The following is a 15,423-nucleotide window of genomic DNA, read 5'->3' as shown; positions in this document are numbered from 1 at the left end:
GGCCCCACGCGCGGTGTTCACCCCCAGCATCGACATCAGCGTGCGGATCAAGGCACCCGCAGAGCTCATCTGGCAGGCACTCGTCGACGAGGACCTCCGCGAGCTGTGGTGGCCCGACTCCGAATTCAAGATCAAGCGCGGCGCGAAGATCACGGCACGCTCCCTGCGCCCAGGCAAGAAGAAACCCCGTATCACCTCGGGAACCATCACCAAGATCGATGCTCCTGAGGAACTGCACTTCACCTGGAAGACGAAATCAGGCGACTTCGAGACGGACGTCGTACTCGTCGTCGTGCAGCAGAAAGACAAGAAGAGCAAGGTGCGTGTCCTCGAGCAGGGATTCCCCCGGGGCGACTACGCCGAGATCCACGTCGCGAAGTACCGCGACGGTTGGCGCGAGCATCTGCTGCAACTCCAGGAGCTCTTCGAAGATGGTCCAGGCCGGAAGCTCGCGACGAACTCGCTCAAGCACTCCTGAGCTCCCCTGGCCTGCTCTCCCCCGTCCCTCCGTCCGTGACGGTGCAGGAGCAGTGCTCGACAGCAGGATGCCCGGACCGTGTGGTCCGGGCATCTCCGCCTTGGGTCCGCCAGTCGTGCAGGACGACGGCAGAGCCGCTACTCCGTGACGAACCCTGACGTGTCGCCGATGAGCCGCAGGTTGTCGGCCGGAACCGGCTCGACGACCGCTTTCGTGACCTCGGCCGCGAACTCCTGCACGTTGTAGAGCTTGCCCGCCTCCTCGCGGCGCGCGGCGATCGCACCCGGGTTGAGGCGGTCGAGCAGCGTCGCCGTGATCGTCCCCTCGATCATGTCGCCGGACACGACGACGAACTCGATGCCGCGCTCCGTGAGCTCGGGCACGAGCGCCAGCAGGGCGTCCTCTCCCGCCCGCTTTGAGCTCGCGACGGCCTCGTACTCCGGCATCGTGGGCGTCGTCCGGATGAAGTGCGCCTGGTGGCTCGTGACGAACACGACACGCCCGCCGTCCCCCATGAGTTCGAGGGCGCCCTTGAGGGTCTCGACCTGCGCGTCGCGGTTGAGCTTCAGGGCGTAGTCCTCGCCGAGGCCCGACTCCATGCCGCCGGACGCGTTGAGGACGAGCACGTCGAGCCCGCCGTACGCGCTCTCGATGCTCGAGAAGAGCCCCCGGCGGCTCGCCTCGTCGGTGAGGTCAGCACCCACGGCGATCGCCGTGCCGCCGTCAGCGGTGATCGCGTCGACCAGCTTGACGGCGCGGGCCTCCTTGTTGCGGTAGTTCACGACGACCTTGGCGCCAGCGTGCGCGAGGAACTTGACGGTGTCCGCGCCGATACCGCGCGAGGACCCCGTGACAAGCGCGCGCTTGCCCTCGAGGGAACCGGCGGCCAGCGGGTTGAGAATCTGTTCAGCCATGCCTCCGAGTCTATTGGGCGCGGCGTCGCCCCCGCGCACTAGCGTTGGACGCATGCAGCACCCGTACCTGGACGGCGCTGGACCGCGCATCCTCGCCCACCGAGGCCTCGCCCTGCTGGCGACGGAGAACACGATGGAGGCGTTCCGCGCCGCGCTCGACGTCGGGGCGACCCACATCGAGACGGACGCACGGGCATCCGCAGACGGCCGTGCCGTGCTGTGGCACGACGAGACGCTCGAGGGCTACGACGGCAGCGACCGGCCGGTCGCTGGCTCCCCCGCATCCGTGCTGGCCGGGCTCACGTCGGCGGGGCCGACGCCGGGTGCCAGGCTGCTGTTGCTCGAGGAGGCCCTCGAGGAGTTCCCCGCCGCGCGATTCAACGTCGACGTCAAGTCGGCGGACGCGGTGGAGGCCGTGGCCGAGGCTGTCCGGCGAGCAGACGCGTCGTCCAGAGTGCTCATCACCTCCTTCTCCGCCCTTCGGCTGCGGCGCACGGCCGCCCTGCTGCCCGAAGCGGCTCGTGGCGTGGCGAGCCCGGGCATCGCGGCGGCGCTCATCGCCATGTCCGTGCGTTCTGGCCGACTGCTCCACCGGGCACTCCGGGGCGCTTCCGCGGTGCAGATCCCGGAGCGTGCCGCAGGTCTCGATCTGCTCTCCCCCGCCAGGCTGCGTGGGTTCCACCGGCACGTGCCCGAGGTGCACGTCTGGACGATCAACGACCCGGCCAGGATGCGCGGCCTCCTCGAGCGCGGCGTGGATGGCCTTGTCACGGACCGCGCTGACCTGGCCGCCGAGGTTGTGCGACGCCGCCTAAATCTATGAGTTTTCGAGGAAAAGCTGGAACGCGCGGGAATACCTCGGCACAATCGCACGTTTGACCGGTAGTAGTAGAACCGCACTGACGAGGAGAGGAGGTCAGCATGGCTGATCGAAGTCTGCGCGGAATGCGGCTCGGCGCACAGAGCCTGCAGAGTGACGAGGGCGTTGTCCTTGTCGACCGCCAGGTGCGAACGTACGAGACGACACTGGGTGAGCGCTTCGCCGTCACCTTTGCCGCCGAAGCGGAGGTGCCCGAGGTCTGGGCGTCGCCGAAGAGCGGCAACGAGGGTCGTCTGCTGGATGAAGGTGGCGAACAGGTCGCCTACGAGGCGCCGGAGCAGAAGCACCAGCGCACTCACTGGGACATGCTGCTCGAGCGTCGCACTCGGGAGGAGCTCGAAGAGGTCCTCCAGGAGCGACTCGCGTTCCTGCGCTCACGGCGCGGAACCAAGGGCGCGAAAGACGTCTGACCCCCGGAGGTCGCTCAGCGAGCGACGATGAATGTCGAAAGGGACGAAGCCTGTGGCTTCGTCCCTTTCGTGTTGCTGGACCGTGGTGCTGTCTGGGCGCAGAGGCTGGGCGCCCGCTACCGGAGCCGGATGCGTGTCGCCGAGTCGCGCATCCGCTGGGTCTTCGAGCTGCCGGCGCCGATGAGGAGGCCGAGCCCGAGCATCCCGAGCGTGATCTCGATGCCGCGCCCGAAGAGGACAGCGGGCGTCATGCCATCGGCGAGCGGGACGTCGACGATCATCACGCCGGGCTCGTACCAGGGCAGCTCCGCGAGCGTGCGCCCCTCCGGTGAGTAGATGGCGCTCATCCCCACCGTCGACGCCTGCACCAGCGAGCGTCCCGTCTCCATCGACCTGAGACGGGCGAACGCGAGCTGCTGAGCCGGCTCGTCGGTCTTCCCGAAGTCGGCATTGTTGCTCGGCGCGAAGAGCACCGTCGCGCCTCCCAGGACGGCGTCCCTGATCAGCACGTCGTCGACGATGTCGTAGCAGATGTAGGTGCCGGCCTTGATGTCGCCGATCTCGAGGATGCTGTCGCGCTCCCCCGGCGAGTATCCGCGGCCGATCATGCCGATGAGGTCGGGAGCGAGCGAGTACCAGAAGTCCCGGTCCGGGACGTACTCGCCGAATGGGATGGGGTGCTTCTTGTCGTACTGGTCGCCCCATCCGCTCTCCGCATCCCACACGAACTGCGAGTTGAAGAAGCGGTCATCGGCTTGGGTCTCCCCCGGCTCCACCGTGACCGTGTTGGCCACGATGGGCGCGCCGTAGCTGTCGCTCAGCTGATCGAGCGTGCGGCGCACGCCGGGCGAAGCGTCCGGGTTGAGGTCGATGGAGCCTTCTGGCCACAGGATCACGTCGACGTCGGCGTCGTCTGGGATGGTGCGCGTCGCGTTGACGTGGCCGAGGAAGACATCGCCAGGGTCACCCTCGACGAAGTAAGCAGCCTCGGGGGTGTCACCCTGCACTGCCGCGATCCGGGCGGAGCCGATCGTGTTCGTGGGAAAGAGGGGAACGGCGGTGACGACCAGGATGGCGGCGGCCGCGGTCGCCCAGGTGAGCGGGCGGGCGCGCGAGCGGCCGAGCTCGAGGACCAGCGCGACGAGGAAGACCATGACGAAGCCCATGCCGGAGAGACCCAGCCAGGAGACGAGCTCCGCGAACGGGCTCGCCGACTGTGACTGGGCAACACGACCCCACGCGAAGCCGCCGTACGGCCATGCAGAGTAGATCCCCTCCCGCAGCGTCCACAGGCCCGCCACGGCCGCTGGGACGAGGAGCAGGCGCTTGGGGCCGGTCTCCCATCGCGCCGTGACGCGCCGGTAGGCGAGCGCGATGAGCACCGCTCCCCCGGCCCAGAACAGCGACGAGAGGATGCTGAGGGCGCTCCACGGCACCGGGCCCAGGAACAGCGACGCCCAGGCGATGAGCGGGAAGTAGTACGAGAGCCCGGATGCGAGGCCCACGAGGAGCGCCCCGCCTGCGGAGCGGTGCATGAGCGAGCAGAGCACGAGGCCTGTGCCGACGAAGGCGAGGGGCCACAGCGCCGGTCCTGGGAACGCGGCCCTCAGCAGCAGTCCACCGGCGACGGCGGCGAGCAGCGAGAGCCAGAACGACCTCACCCAACCCCCGAGTACGCGACGATCCCGCGGCGCACGCTGTTCGCGGCCTGGCGCGCAGTGGTCGCGAACTTGCCCTCCGCGACCTTCTCGATCTGGTCGAGCACGTCGAGCACCTGCTTGCACCAGCGCACGAAATCGCCGGCAGCGAGATTCGACTCGTCGAGCACACGCTCGAGCTCCGCGCCGTGCGCCCAGTGGAAGATGGCCGGCGCGAGGTTCGTCGCGAGCCTCGACGAACGTGGCACGCGGAAGCGCTCGGCCAGCTCATCCAACGCCTGCCAGTGCTTCTCCGTCGTCTGCATCGCCCCGCGGAACGCGCCGCGCGGCAGCTGGTACTCCTCGAGGCTCTCCTCTTCTCGCCGCGGCTCGTAGACGAGCACGGCGGCCATCGCGGCGAGCTGCTGCGGGTTCAGCTCGTTCCAGACCTGCCGACGCAGGCACTCGGCGATGAGCAGGTCGCGCTCGCCGTAGATGCGCGCGAGCGTGCGCCCGTGCGCCGTGACCGCGAGGTCCCTGTCTCCGCTCTCGGCGGGGGCCAGGTAGCCGAGCTCGAGCAGCAGCTCTGTGATCCGGTCGAAGACCTGCGCGACGGCACCGGTGCGCGACTCGATCTGCCGGGTGAACTTGTCGTTCTCGTGCTTCAGCTTCCAGTACCGCTCGCCCCAGCGCGCGTGCTGCTCCCGGTCGGGGCAGACATGGCACGGGTGGCGCTTGAGCGCGGTCTGCAGCTGGGTGAGCTTCGTCTGGCGCCGCTCGCGAGCCGCATGCTGGTGCGCCTCGTCGTGCGGGATGCGCTTGCGCTCGAGATCGTTCAGCTCACGTCGGATGCGCGAGTACTCGAAGAAGTCGCCGAGGTGGCACTTCATGCCGTCCTCGTAGCCGGCGAGGGCCTCCTCCTGCTGCCGGACGCGCTTGGCCAGGTCGACGACGGCGCGGTCCGCCTGGAACTGGGCGAACGACGACTCGAGCACCGAGCGGGTGCGAGCGCGACCGAAGCGGTCGATGAGGTTGACCGCCATGTTGTAGGTGGGCTTGAAGCTCGAGTTCATCGGGTACGAACGACGGGAAGCCAGCGAGGCGATGGCCTGCGGGTGCATGCCCCCGACCCACTGCACCACGGCGTGGCCTTCGACATCGATGCCGCGACGCCCTGCCCGGCCGGTGAGCTGCGTGTACTCCCCCGGGGTGATCGGCACGCGTGACTCGCCGTTGAACTTCTCGAGCTTCTCGAGGACAACCGTCCGAGCAGGCATGTTGATGCCGAGGGCGAGCGTCTCGGTGGCGAAGACGAGCTTCACGAGCTTCCTCTGGAAGAGCTCTTCGACGACTTCCTTGAAGGCGGGCAGGAGACCGGCGTGGTGTGCGGCGATGCCCCGCTCGAGACCTTCCGTCCACTCGTAGTAGCCGAGCACTCCGAGGTCCTCGTCGAGCAGGTTGCGGCAGCGGTCCTCGACGATCCATCTGATCTCGTCGCGCTCTTCCCTGGTCGTCAGCGAGACGCCAGCGCGAAGCACCTGCGACACGGCCTGGTCGCAGCCCTTGCGGCTGAAGATGAAGTTGATCGCGGGCAGCATGTCCGCGTCGTCGAGCATCTTGGTCAGCCCGGCACGGTCGGCGCGCGGCGCCTGGAAGCGCTGCTCCTTCCAGCTGCTCCCGCGTCCGCGTCTGCCGACTCGGTCGCGGTCGCGGCCGTCCTCGCGTCGACCACCGCCGCCCTGGGTTGCCCTCACCAGGTCGGGGTTCACTCGGTCGGCGATGTCGCCGTCTCGAGTCTCGAAGAGGTCGTAGAGGCGATGGCCGACGAGCACGTGCTGGAACAGCGGGGTCGGCCGCTCCTCGGAGACGATGACGTCGGTGTCACCGCGGACGGTCTGCAGCCAGTCGCCGAACTCCTCCGCGTTCGAGACCGTCGCCGACAGCGAGATGAGACGCACCTCGCTGGGGAGGTGGATGATGACCTCTTCCCAGACGGCCCCGCGGAAGCGATCGGCGAGGTAGTGGACCTCATCCATGATGACGTAGGCGAGGTCGTCGAGCAGGTCGCTGCCCGCGTAGAGCATGTTGCGGAGCACCTCGGTCGTCATGACGACGATGCGGGCCCGCGGGTTGATGTTGACGTCGCCCGTCAGCAGTCCGACTTCGCTCTCGCCGTAGCGACGGACGAACTCACTGAACTTCTGATTGCTCAGCGCCTTGATGGGGGCCGTGTAGAAGATCTTGGCGTTCGGCTGTCGCATCGCGAGGAACACGCCGAACTCGGCCACGACCGTCTTGCCTGCCCCTGTCGGTGCCGCCACGAGGACGCTCCTGCCGGCCTCGACGCTCGCGCAGGATGCGATCTGGAACTCGTCGAGGTCGAAGCTCAGCTCGCGCCTGAACAGCTCGAACTGCTGCAGCTTGGCGCGCGCCCTGCTCGCGGCGAAGCGCTCGGACGGGCTCGGGGTCATGTAGCGGACGCTTCGGCTGCCGCGAGGTCGGCCTCGAACTTCTTGTGCTTCCTGGCTCGTCGCTTGTCGTTGATGATCGCGATGCCGACGGCGAGGAAGTACAGCGCGAGCATGGGCGCCATGAGGAAGAACATGGACAGCACGTCCGCCGAGGGCGTCGCCATGCCGGCGAACAGGGCGACGAGGAGCACGGCGACCCTCCACCCCTTCAGGATGGCCTCTCCGGTGATGATGCCAGCGAAGTTCAGCATGACGAGGATCACGGGGAGGATGAAGGCGATGCCGACGGCCAGGCAGAGCGTCATGATCAGCTTGTAGTAGTTGGCCGCGTTGATGAAGTTGGCGCTCTCCGCGGGCGCGAAGCTCAGCATCACCTCGACGATGCGGGGCATCAGCATCCAGGCCACCCAGACCCCGGCGAGGAACAGCGGGATCGCGGTTCCCACGAAGCCGAGCGCGTACCAGCGCTCGTTCTTCTTCAGCCCTGGGACGATGAACATCCAGATCTGGTAGAGCCAGACCGGGGCCGAGATGATGATGCCGAGCGTGAGCGAGATCTGCAGGCGGAGATCGAACGCGCTGGTGATGCCCTCGAAGTTGAGGTCCGCGTTGCGGTTTCGGGCCTCGGCGATCTCACGGATGGGGTCGGCCATCACGTTGAACACCCAGTCGGTGAGCAGGAAGCCGCCCACCATTCCGATGACGATGCCGATCGCCGAGATGATGAGGCGGTTGCGGAACTCGATGAGGTGCTCCGCGAGGCGCATGCGCCCGTCAGGGTCGCGCTTCCGGCTCTTCTTCGCTTTCGACTTCGTCGGCTCGACCGCCAGCGGAGCCCCCTCGGGTTGAACGGTCACGTCAGTTGGAGGTGCCCGTGTTGCCCCTGGCGTCCGTGCTGGGCGCGGCGGGTGCCTCGGGCGCCGGTGCGGCCGGTCCCGAGTTCTGCGCTGGAGGCGTCACCGGGGCCTGGGGTGCCGCCGGTGCCTGCGGAGCTGCCGGCGTGGTCGAAGCGGCCGGCTGCGAGTAGACGTCGGTGGCCGGCGGGACGTCGACCTCGTCGTCCTTCTTCATGTTCTTGACCTCGCCGCGGAAGATGCGCATCGACTGTCCGATGCTCTTCGCGAGGCCGGGAAGCTTCGGAGCACCGAAGAGCAGCAGGATGATCACCAGGATGATGATGAGGTGTGGGCCAGTCAGATTCGGCATGGTGTCAGTTGCCTTTCACAAGGTGTTCGTATTGAAACGGGTCTGCGGTCGTCAGGTCACGGGCGCGCTCCAGGCGCTGCTCGCGTCGCTGCTCCTTGGTTTCGTCGCGCACGTCGTTCAGCTCGCCTCGCTCGACTTGGACCTCGCGGAGCCCGCGGACGATCGCATTGCTCCGGGCCGGCGCGAACGAGACGAGAGTCTGCGCACGCTGCTCGAACGCCTCGAGGAGTACCTCGAACTTCGCCAGTTCGCCCTGCAGGAGGACGACCTTCCTGAAGAGCCAGTAGCCGAGCGCGCCGAGCACTGCGAGCAGGACGAGCACGAGGCCCACCCAGATGAGAACCCAACTCCACCACGGCATAGTGACTCCAACGATACCTGCTCTGAGGTGAATCGCCAGGCCACCGGCCCGGACTCGCTTTCAGATTCAATCTTCCTGCTGAGCGCGGAGCGCGTCGGCGGCCCATTGCAGGACGGCGGCTCGCGCGGAGTTTGGTGAGAGCACGCGCATCTGGCCAGCGTTCCCGGCGACGAGGCGTGCCAGGTGCTGCATGGAGGCGATGCGCACGTCGACGACGGCCCGACCTCGCGCATCCGTCTGCGGAACCGGGGCGCCCGGCGGGAGGTAGTCGCGGATGAGGGGCAGGACGGCGGTGCCGACCTCGAGCGTCACGAGCATGTGGTCGTCGCTCGGTGCGAAGATCGGTCGCCCCCGCTTGGCCTCCGCACGCGCGGGGGCCCGCACGTCGGTGACCACGGCATCCCGCATGCGGTCGAGCCGGAAGACCCGCTCTGCGTCTCGCTCCAGGCACCAGCCGTGCAGGAACAGGTCGCCGCCGAGCGTCTCGAGCGTGAACGCGTCCACGTGACGCACGCTCTCGACCCCATCTTCCCTGCGGTATCGGAAGCGGAGCCGTCTGTTCGTCGCGATGGCGGCGGCCACGGCGTCCCTGGCTGCCGGATGCTCCCCCGTCGTCCCGAAGGCGAAGTGGGGCGTCGCCCCGCTGGGGCCGAGCTTGCCGAGCAGCTCGTCGATACGGGACTCATCGACGAGGCGAGGCAGGCTTCTGAGGTAGCCGAGTCCCGCGATGACCGCCGCGGCTTCGCGGTTCGACATGCGAGGCGCCTCCTCGAGCGCGACGAAGTGGGTCACCTCGATGAGGTCCTGCAGCTCGAACGCATCCCAGTTGATGTCGAACAGGTCGAGGTGGCTGTAGACGCCCGCGTCTCCCGGGGTCCCGGAGACGGCGATGAGCCTCACGGCGTCCCTCACCTGCTTCGGCGTCACGCCGAAGTGGGCTGCGGCCGTCTCGACGGGCACCGCTTCGTTCTGCTGGCGGAGGTACGGGACCAACGAGACGAGGAGCGCGAGGCGGTCGGCCGAGACGAAGGTGCTCACGAGGACGCTCCGGCGTGAGCCGACACGACCGAGGCCAGCCTCGAGGCGACGAGGCGTCTGAGCTCGGGTGGCGAGACGACTCTGACTTCTGGACCGAAGGACGCAAGTCGGTCTGCGAGCAGGCTCAGGTCGGTGTAGCCGAGCTCGACCTCGAGCCAGGGCCCTGACGTCGCTCGCGCGTCACCGCGCAGGCGGACCTCGGCGTCGGAACCAGCGCGCACCTCGAGCCTGGCCCGCTGTCTGCCAGCGAGCTCGGCCAGGTCCTCGAGCGCTCTCGCCGCGTGCTGCTCCGCGCTCACCCCCGGGTACCGCGACGCGTCCGCGTTCCCGGCCGGCCGCGGTGCGGACACGATGCGGGACAGCAGGAACATGCGCTCGGATGAGCGGTCCAGGTCATAGGAGACGAGGAGCCAGTTGCCGTCGGCGAAGACAAGCGCGAGCGGTTCGACGCGGCGGATGCTGGCCCCGTCGTCCCCGGGCTTCGAGTAGGAGAAGGAAACGGTCAGCCCCTGCTCGATGGCCGTGGAGAGGGGTTCGAAGGCCGCGTCCCGGGCACGCAGGCGAGGTGCCACTCCGATGAGGTCCTCGTGCGTCTGGGCGCCAAGCGCCTTCAGCTTCATGAGGCCCCGCCTCGACTCCTGCGAGACCGACCCCTCGCGCCACACCTGCGCCGCCAGGCTGAGCAGGGAGGTCTCGTCTGCGTCGAATTCGAGGCCGGCAGGCATGGCGAAGCCGCCTCGGGGCACGCGGTAGCGGACCAGCTGGTTGTTGCCGGGCGCCGACGGGTCGTCGATGACTTCGACAGGGACTCCCAGGTCACGCAACTCGGCCTTGTCGCGCTCGAATCGCTTCTCGCGCGCCGCCGCAGCCGCGGGTGAAGTGCTGTCGCGGCTGTCGTCCGCGTAGCCGTGGACGGTCTGGAAGACGTCGCTCTTCGTCAGTCCGCGCTCCGTGGTCAGGAGCGCGAGGATGAGCGAGAACTGGCGCTCCGCAGCCGCGGGGGCCTTCGCTCGGTCTGTTCGCTCGTGCGTCACGCCTCGACTTTAGATCGTGCCGAGGATGTCGACGACGAAGACAAGCGTCGAGCCGGCAGGAATCGTATCGCTCGCCTGGTCGCCGTACCCGAGCGCGGGTGGGATCACCGCGATGACCTGGGATCCGACCGTCTGGCCCACGAGCGCCTGCGCGAAGCCGTCGACGACCCCCGTGGTCGAGAACTGGGCTGGCTCCCCGCGGTCCCAGGAGCTGTCGAACTTCTCGCCGTTCGCGAAGAGGACCCCCGTGTACTGCACGACGACGGTGCTGCCGTCGGCGACGACAGCACCGGTTCCCAGCTTGCGCGTGTCGAGGACGAGCTCGTCGGGTGCCGCAGCGCCCTCCGCGATCGTGATCTGCGGGGCCCCCTCGGCGGCGTCGGTCACGGTGACGAGCTCCTGCGTGGGCGTCTGCTCGGAACCGGTCGCCCGTGTCTCCGGGATCTCGATCACGTCGGCGACGACAAGCGCCGGGGGCGTGTCGGTCGCGCCCGCGTTCGCAGTCCCCTCGAGGAGCAGCGCCGACGGGATGAGCGCGACGACGCGCGAGCCAGAGGCCACGCCGTCGAACAGGCCGCTGAGATACCCCGGGATGCCCTCATCGCTGAGGTCGAGCACCTGGCCGAGAGGCCCATAGGGGCTCTGCTCGGCCTGCGTGCCGACGTCGTAGACCGTGAGGTTGGCGGTGACCGTCGAATCGAGCGTCATCTCCTCGCCGTCGCCCTCCACCTCGATGCGGCGCTCCATCTCGTCGCCGAGTCCGGAGACCTCGCCGATGGTGACGGCAGGCGCGGCACCGTACTCGCCGGTGACCTCGATGCCGTTGAGCGCGTCGCCGCTCGCTACTGGCGTCGAGCTGCCGGCACACGAGGCTAGTCCGAGGGAGAGGAGGATGGCCGCGGCGATCGCGGGGAGTCGTCGTTGCATGAATCCGCCTTGCGTGGGGTGGGAGAGGCTTCTGGGGGTGGAGCGGACGCCTATTCGGCGGCCAGGATGTCGATCACGAAGACGAGGGTGCGTCCCTGCGTGGCCGAGGCATTCAGCGGGCCAGGCTGGGAGGCGAGCCGCTCGGGTGGGAGGACCACGACGAGCTGCGAGCCGACGGGGGTGCCGACGATCTCCTCGCTCAGCCCGAAGAGGCCATCGGTGGCCGCGGTCGTGAGCTGCAGGACGTTGTTGCCTGGAGTCCAGGTCGATGCGACCTGCTCGCCGGTCGTCCAATCGAACGCCGACAGCTGCATCGTGACGAGCTGTCCCTCGGCGACCGGGGAGCCGTACCCTTCGATGCGGACGTGCCGCTTGGGGGCGGCTGGCGGGTCCTGCGCTGGCATCGTGACGCCTGGGGTGCCGTTGGGGGCGGTGACGACGGCAGGGATGCCATCCGCTGGGGCCGCGATCCGCCCGCCGGCGCTCGATGGGTAGACGTCGAGCACGTCGGCGATGGCGACGATAGTCATGGCAGGGTCGACGCCGACAGACGTGGCCGCTTCGCCGAAGAGGACGCTCGCGGGCATGACGGCGACGACGCGCTCACCCGTCTGCGAGCACTCGATCGCCTCCGCCAGACCAGGGAAGGTGTTCGCGATCGTCGCGACGCTCGTGGCGGCTGCGCCGCCGGTCTCGTTCGCGACGGTGGGGCTGTAGGGAACCAGCACCTCCCCGTCGGCGCCGTCGAGCAGCTCGAAGTTGGCTCGCACCACGCCGGAGGACGTCACCGGGTCGCCGGTTCCCGTTCCATCGCGGGTCGTCTCCAGCGACGTCACGGAGAGCGGATGCGTGAGCGCCGCTCCGCTCAGCTCGCCGAACGCGCCGTCCGCCGACACGCTCGACGACGCGGCGCCATCGACGCCAGGCAGCTCGCAGGCGTCCGCGTCGAGCTCGCTCTCCGGCCACGTCACGCAGCCGGTCAGTGCGACGGCGACAGCGGCGGCCGTCAGGGCAGCCCCCGCCAGTCGGGTACGTGTGCGCATCATTCGCTCTCTCCCTCAGTCTCCGTGCTGATGGCGGGAGCATCCGTTGCCTCCACCACGTCTGGGGTCTGATCGCGCCCCTTCTCCGCGGTGATCGCCGCGCCGCGCTGGGCCAGCCGAGCACGCTTGCGGAGCACCTTGTCGCTCACCTGACGGTCGCCGAGCGAGCCCGGCGTCCAGATCTCCACATCCTCGTCGCTGAAGTCGGACTTGGAGGCGCGGCGCTTGAGATTGGGCAGGACCGCCCCGTCGGCGAGGCGGCGGGCCGTCAGAAGGAAGCCAGTGTGCGCGATCATCCGGTGGTCGGGACGCACCGCGAGGCCTTCGACGTGCCAGCCTCGCACCATGGTCTCGTCGGCGCTGGGGTCGGTGAACAGGCCTGTCGCTCGGATCGCCTCGGCGACGCGCGACAGTTGCGTCACGGTCGCGACGTAGCAGAGCAGCACCCCACCCGGCTTGAGCGCGTCGGCGACGACGTCGAGGCACTCCCAGGGCGCGAGCATGTCGAGCACGGCTCGGTCCGCCGTCCCGTCCGCGTGCTGTTCCGGAAGCGCCTCGGCGAGGTCGCCGAGCACGAGGTTCCAGTTGTCCGGCTTCTCCCCCATCACGCTCACGACGTTGCCCTCGGCAACCTGGGCGAACTCCTCGCGGCGCTCGAAGGAGGTGAGCGATCCGGTGCCGCCGAGCATGCGGAGGATCCAGAGCGAGAGTGCGCCGGAGCCGACTCCGGCCTCGATGACGCGCGCCCCCGGCCGGATGTCCGCCTTCGCCAGGATGGCGGCCGCATCCTTCGGGTAGATGATCGCGGCCCCGCGCGGCATCGACATGACGATGTCCTCGAGGAGCGGACGCAGCGCCAGGTACTGGCCGCCGTCCGTCGCGGAGATCACGGAGCCCTCGTCGACGCCGATGATGGTGTCGTGGTCGATCATGCCCTTGTGCATGAAGTACCGCTTGCCCGGTTCGAGGTAGAGCGTGCTGACACGCCCCTTGGGCCCGGTCAGCTGCACGCGGTCGCCCGCGCGGAAGGGTCCGCCGATGTCGGTCTCGGTCATAGCTGTGCTTCGCTTTCTGCGGGGGCGGCGTCTGCTGCCGTGTGTGCGTTCTCGCGCTGCGTCGTCTCGCGAGCGACCTGCTCGACGAGCTCGCCGAGCGCCTCTGGCGTTATGCCCTCGAGGGTCGCCGTGACGAGGTGCGCGTGGTGTGCTTCGAGTGTCTGTCCGTGCGGGATGCCGATGGTCGCGCATCCTGCGGCACGTGCGGCTTCGAGGCCGCGGCGGGAGTCCTCGACGGCGACGCAGCGCTCGGGCGCGACCCCGAGCTGCGCTGCGGCGCGCAGGTAGGGCTCCGGGTGCGGCTTGCCGTTCTCGACTTCGTCGCCCGCGATGACGATCGCGAACAGAGGGGTGTCGAGGGTCGAGACGACGGCGTCTGCGAGGACGCGCGTCGAATTGGTGACCAGAGCGTTCGGGACCCCCGCCGCGTGCAGAGCGCCGAGCAGGTCGAGCGCGCCGGGCCGCCAGGCCAGCTCGGCGAGGATGCTCGCCATGACGGTCGAGTTCATGTGGTCGACGATCTCGCCGGGCGCGAGGTCGACGCCCAGGCGGGCGAAGAACTCCGATGCGTCTGCCATGCTCGACCCGACCATGCCGAGTTCCTGCTCCTCGGTGAGCGGAGGCAGCCCGTGGTCGGCGAGCAGGTTCAGCTGGGCTGTCTGCCAGTACTGCTCGGTGTCGACGATGGTGCCATCCATATCCCAGAGGACGGCGTCGGGAAGATTCGAAGGAGCCACGGGGCGACAGTCTACGGGGCGGCAGGCGGCCCACCGACGCCCGGCGCGTATCCTGGGACAACACTTCAAGCATGGCGAGGAGCACGGTGACGGATCACAGCGAGGCCACCACACCATTCGCGCGGGGCCGACTGCTTGTCGTCGCACTGCTCGGCTGGAACGACGCGGGCGATGCGGCATCAAGTGCCGTCCGCGCACTGCAGGAGGCCATCGGCGCGGACCGTCTCATCGAGGACATCGATGACGAGTCGTTCTTCGACTACTCCATCCACCGACCCGTCATGCGCGCGGGAACCGAGGGCGTCCGGAAGATCCAATGGCCCAGCGTGTCCTTCAGCGGCACTCCTCAGCGGGAGGCCGACGAAGCCGATCCCGCAGCCGAGAGCACGGAGCTGGCCGCCGATGCAGGTCTCTCGGTGAGCTCGGACAACGGCGAGAACGTGTTCGTGCTCATCGGCCCGGAACCCACCCTGCGGTGGCGCAGCTTCACGAAGCACGTCGTCGATCTGTGCGAGCACGAAGGCATCACGCGCATCGTGCTCGTGGGCGCGTTGCTGGCAGACGTGCCCCACACGCGGCCCATCACGATCTTCATGTCGAGCGACGACGCGGTCGTGCGCGATGAGCTCGACATCGACCGCAGCGAGTACGAGGGGCCGACCGGCGTGCTCTCGGCGATCGGCGAGGAGGCTCGCTCACGGGGCATGCTCGTGCTCTCGCTCTGGGCGTCTGTGCCGCACTACGCGCACCACTCCCCCTCGCCGAAGGCGACTCTGGCGCTCGTGGACCGGCTGACAGAGATCGTCGACGTCTCGATCCCCCACGGCGACCTCGTCACCGAGTCCGCCGAGTGGGAGTCCGAGGTCACGGAGGCGACCGCCCAGGACGACGAGATCGCTCAGTACGTCGGCTATCTCGAGCGCACCCGCGACATGGTCGAGGCGCCTGAGGCCTCCGGCGAGGCCATCGCGCAGGAGTTCGAGCGCTTCCTCGAGCAGGCGGCCGACAAGAAGCCGCAACCCGGCCCGGCGGCGTTCCCCACCGATCTCTCGGGGACTCCGCAGCGCCCCATGGGCGTCGAACGACGGACCACAGCCGACGACGAAGGCACCGAGTCGGGCACCGAGACGAGCCCTGACGAAGATCCCGAGCATGGCGGTGGCGGAGCTGGCGACCAGGACGCCGACGACGGCCACGAGGGTCAGGCCTAGCCGACCACCGACGTCCGCTCT

16 protein-coding genes are annotated in these 15,423 nt (G+C 68.8%); 4 read left to right on the top strand and 12 right to left on the bottom strand.

Translation table 11 applies throughout. From position 1 onward, the window contains the following. Positions 1 to 13 precede the first annotated feature (13 nt). Positions 14 to 478 (top strand): SRPBCC family protein, encoded by a 465-nt coding sequence (locus ACQFZP_RS05065; RefSeq protein WP_179556792.1) that lies wholly within the window; start codon positions 14 to 16, stop codon positions 476 to 478. Between the two features lie 137 nt (positions 479 to 615). On the opposite strand, the gene ACQFZP_RS05060 is transcribed toward ACQFZP_RS05065, so the two are convergent. Further along, positions 616 to 1,392 carry an SDR family oxidoreductase gene (locus ACQFZP_RS05060; RefSeq protein ID WP_211890505.1) on the bottom strand — a complete coding sequence of 259 codons (777 nt, stop codon included), beginning with the start codon at positions 1,390 to 1,392 and terminating at the stop codon, positions 616 to 618. A 52-nt stretch (positions 1,393 to 1,444) separates the two neighbouring features. On the opposite strand from ACQFZP_RS05060, the gene ACQFZP_RS05055 reads away from it, so the two are divergent. Together ACQFZP_RS05055 and ACQFZP_RS05050 are read left to right on the top strand one after the other, a co-directional pair. Then, complete coding sequence (locus tag ACQFZP_RS05055; RefSeq protein WP_211890504.1) at positions 1,445 to 2,215, top strand: glycerophosphodiester phosphodiesterase family protein; 771 nt, start codon at positions 1,445 to 1,447, stop codon at positions 2,213 to 2,215. Positions 2,216 to 2,313: 98 nt separating this feature from the next. After that, complete coding sequence (locus ACQFZP_RS05050; RefSeq protein ID WP_104252867.1) at positions 2,314 to 2,682, top strand: RNA polymerase-binding protein RbpA; 369 nt, start codon at positions 2,314 to 2,316, stop codon at positions 2,680 to 2,682. 116 nt (positions 2,683 to 2,798) lie between these two features. Here ACQFZP_RS05050 and lnt read toward each other — a convergent pair whose 3' ends face one another. The 11 genes from lnt to ACQFZP_RS04995 form a co-directional block, all read right to left on the bottom strand. Continuing rightward, positions 2,799 to 4,343 (bottom strand): apolipoprotein N-acyltransferase, encoded by a 1,545-nt coding sequence (gene lnt / locus ACQFZP_RS05045; protein WP_211890503.1) that lies wholly within the window; start codon positions 4,341 to 4,343, stop codon positions 2,799 to 2,801. After that, complete coding sequence (locus ACQFZP_RS05040) at positions 4,340 to 6,790, bottom strand: DEAD/DEAH box helicase (protein ID WP_179556789.1); 2,451 nt, start codon at positions 6,788 to 6,790, stop codon at positions 4,340 to 4,342. The genes lnt and ACQFZP_RS05040 overlap by 4 nt, the downstream gene beginning before the upstream one ends. Next, positions 6,787 to 7,647, bottom strand: coding sequence for a twin-arginine translocase subunit TatC (gene tatC, locus ACQFZP_RS05035; RefSeq protein WP_258068107.1), 861 nt, complete (start codon positions 7,645 to 7,647; stop codon positions 6,787 to 6,789). Before tatC ends, ACQFZP_RS05040 begins: the two co-directional genes overlap by 4 nt. A 1-nt stretch (position 7,648) precedes the next feature. Then, positions 7,649 to 7,996, bottom strand: a complete 348-nt coding sequence (tatA, locus tag ACQFZP_RS05030; protein ID WP_211890502.1) for a Sec-independent protein translocase subunit TatA — start codon at positions 7,994 to 7,996, stop codon at positions 7,649 to 7,651. Positions 7,997 to 8,000: 4 nt separating this feature from the next. After that, entirely contained in the window at positions 8,001 to 8,357 is a 357-nt protein-coding gene (locus ACQFZP_RS05025) for a hypothetical protein (protein WP_179556787.1), read from the bottom strand. 66 nt (positions 8,358 to 8,423) lie between these two features. Next, positions 8,424 to 9,395, bottom strand: coding sequence for a helix-turn-helix transcriptional regulator (locus ACQFZP_RS05020; RefSeq protein WP_211890501.1), 972 nt, complete (start codon positions 9,393 to 9,395; stop codon positions 8,424 to 8,426). After that, complete coding sequence (locus tag ACQFZP_RS05015) at positions 9,392 to 10,429, bottom strand: helix-turn-helix transcriptional regulator (RefSeq protein WP_211890500.1); 1,038 nt, start codon at positions 10,427 to 10,429, stop codon at positions 9,392 to 9,394. Before ACQFZP_RS05015 ends, ACQFZP_RS05020 begins: the two co-directional genes overlap by 4 nt. A 9-nt stretch (positions 10,430 to 10,438) precedes the next feature. Continuing rightward, entirely contained in the window at positions 10,439 to 11,356 is a 918-nt protein-coding gene (locus ACQFZP_RS05010; RefSeq protein ID WP_104311883.1) for an FKBP-type peptidyl-prolyl cis-trans isomerase, read from the bottom strand. A 50-nt stretch (positions 11,357 to 11,406) separates the two neighbouring features. Beyond that, complete coding sequence (locus tag ACQFZP_RS05005) at positions 11,407 to 12,402, bottom strand: hypothetical protein (protein ID WP_104311884.1); 996 nt, start codon at positions 12,400 to 12,402, stop codon at positions 11,407 to 11,409. Next, complete coding sequence (locus ACQFZP_RS05000; RefSeq protein WP_179556783.1) at positions 12,399 to 13,454, bottom strand: tRNA (adenine-N1)-methyltransferase; 1,056 nt, start codon at positions 13,452 to 13,454, stop codon at positions 12,399 to 12,401. Before ACQFZP_RS05000 ends, ACQFZP_RS05005 begins: the two co-directional genes overlap by 4 nt. After that, positions 13,451 to 14,191, bottom strand: coding sequence for an HAD family hydrolase (locus ACQFZP_RS04995; protein ID WP_179556782.1), 741 nt, complete (start codon positions 14,189 to 14,191; stop codon positions 13,451 to 13,453). The genes ACQFZP_RS05000 and ACQFZP_RS04995 overlap by 4 nt, the downstream gene beginning before the upstream one ends. An 86-nt stretch (positions 14,192 to 14,277) precedes the next feature. Here ACQFZP_RS04995 and ACQFZP_RS04990 point away from each other — a divergent pair, with 86 nt between their 5' ends. Then, positions 14,278 to 15,402 (top strand): proteasome assembly chaperone family protein, encoded by a 1,125-nt coding sequence (locus tag ACQFZP_RS04990; RefSeq protein WP_307852738.1) that lies wholly within the window; start codon positions 14,278 to 14,280, stop codon positions 15,400 to 15,402. The last annotated feature ends 21 nt before the right edge of the window (positions 15,403 to 15,423 follow it).

The organism is Pseudoclavibacter sp. Marseille-Q434 (assembly GCF_050315415.1).
Classification (GTDB): Bacteria; Actinomycetota; Actinomycetes; order Actinomycetales; family Microbacteriaceae; genus Pseudoclavibacter.
This window is presented reverse-complemented; position numbering and strand designations above follow the sequence as displayed.

Coding starts and splice junctions, on each gene's coding strand:
- ACQFZP_RS05060 (WP_211890505.1), bottom strand. CDS start 1,392: ATGGCTGAACAGATTCTCAACCCGCTGGCCGCCGGTTCCCTCGAGGGC.
- ACQFZP_RS05055 (WP_211890504.1), top strand. CDS start 1,445: ATGCAGCACCCGTACCTGGACGGCGCTGGACCGCGCATCCTCGCCCAC.
- ACQFZP_RS05050 (WP_104252867.1), top strand. CDS start 2,314: ATGGCTGATCGAAGTCTGCGCGGAATGCGGCTCGGCGCACAGAGCCTG.
- ACQFZP_RS05040 (WP_179556789.1), bottom strand. CDS start 6,790: ATGACCCCGAGCCCGTCCGAGCGCTTCGCCGCGAGCAGGGCGCGCGCC.
- tatA (WP_211890502.1), bottom strand. CDS start 7,996: ATGCCGAATCTGACTGGCCCACACCTCATCATCATCCTGGTGATCATC.
- ACQFZP_RS05025 (WP_179556787.1), bottom strand. CDS start 8,357: ATGCCGTGGTGGAGTTGGGTTCTCATCTGGGTGGGCCTCGTGCTCGTC.
- ACQFZP_RS05010 (WP_104311883.1), bottom strand. CDS start 11,356: ATGCAACGACGACTCCCCGCGATCGCCGCGGCCATCCTCCTCTCCCTC.
- ACQFZP_RS05005 (WP_104311884.1), bottom strand. CDS start 12,402: ATGATGCGCACACGTACCCGACTGGCGGGGGCTGCCCTGACGGCCGCC.
- ACQFZP_RS05000 (WP_179556783.1), bottom strand. CDS start 13,454: ATGACCGAGACCGACATCGGCGGACCCTTCCGCGCGGGCGACCGCGTG.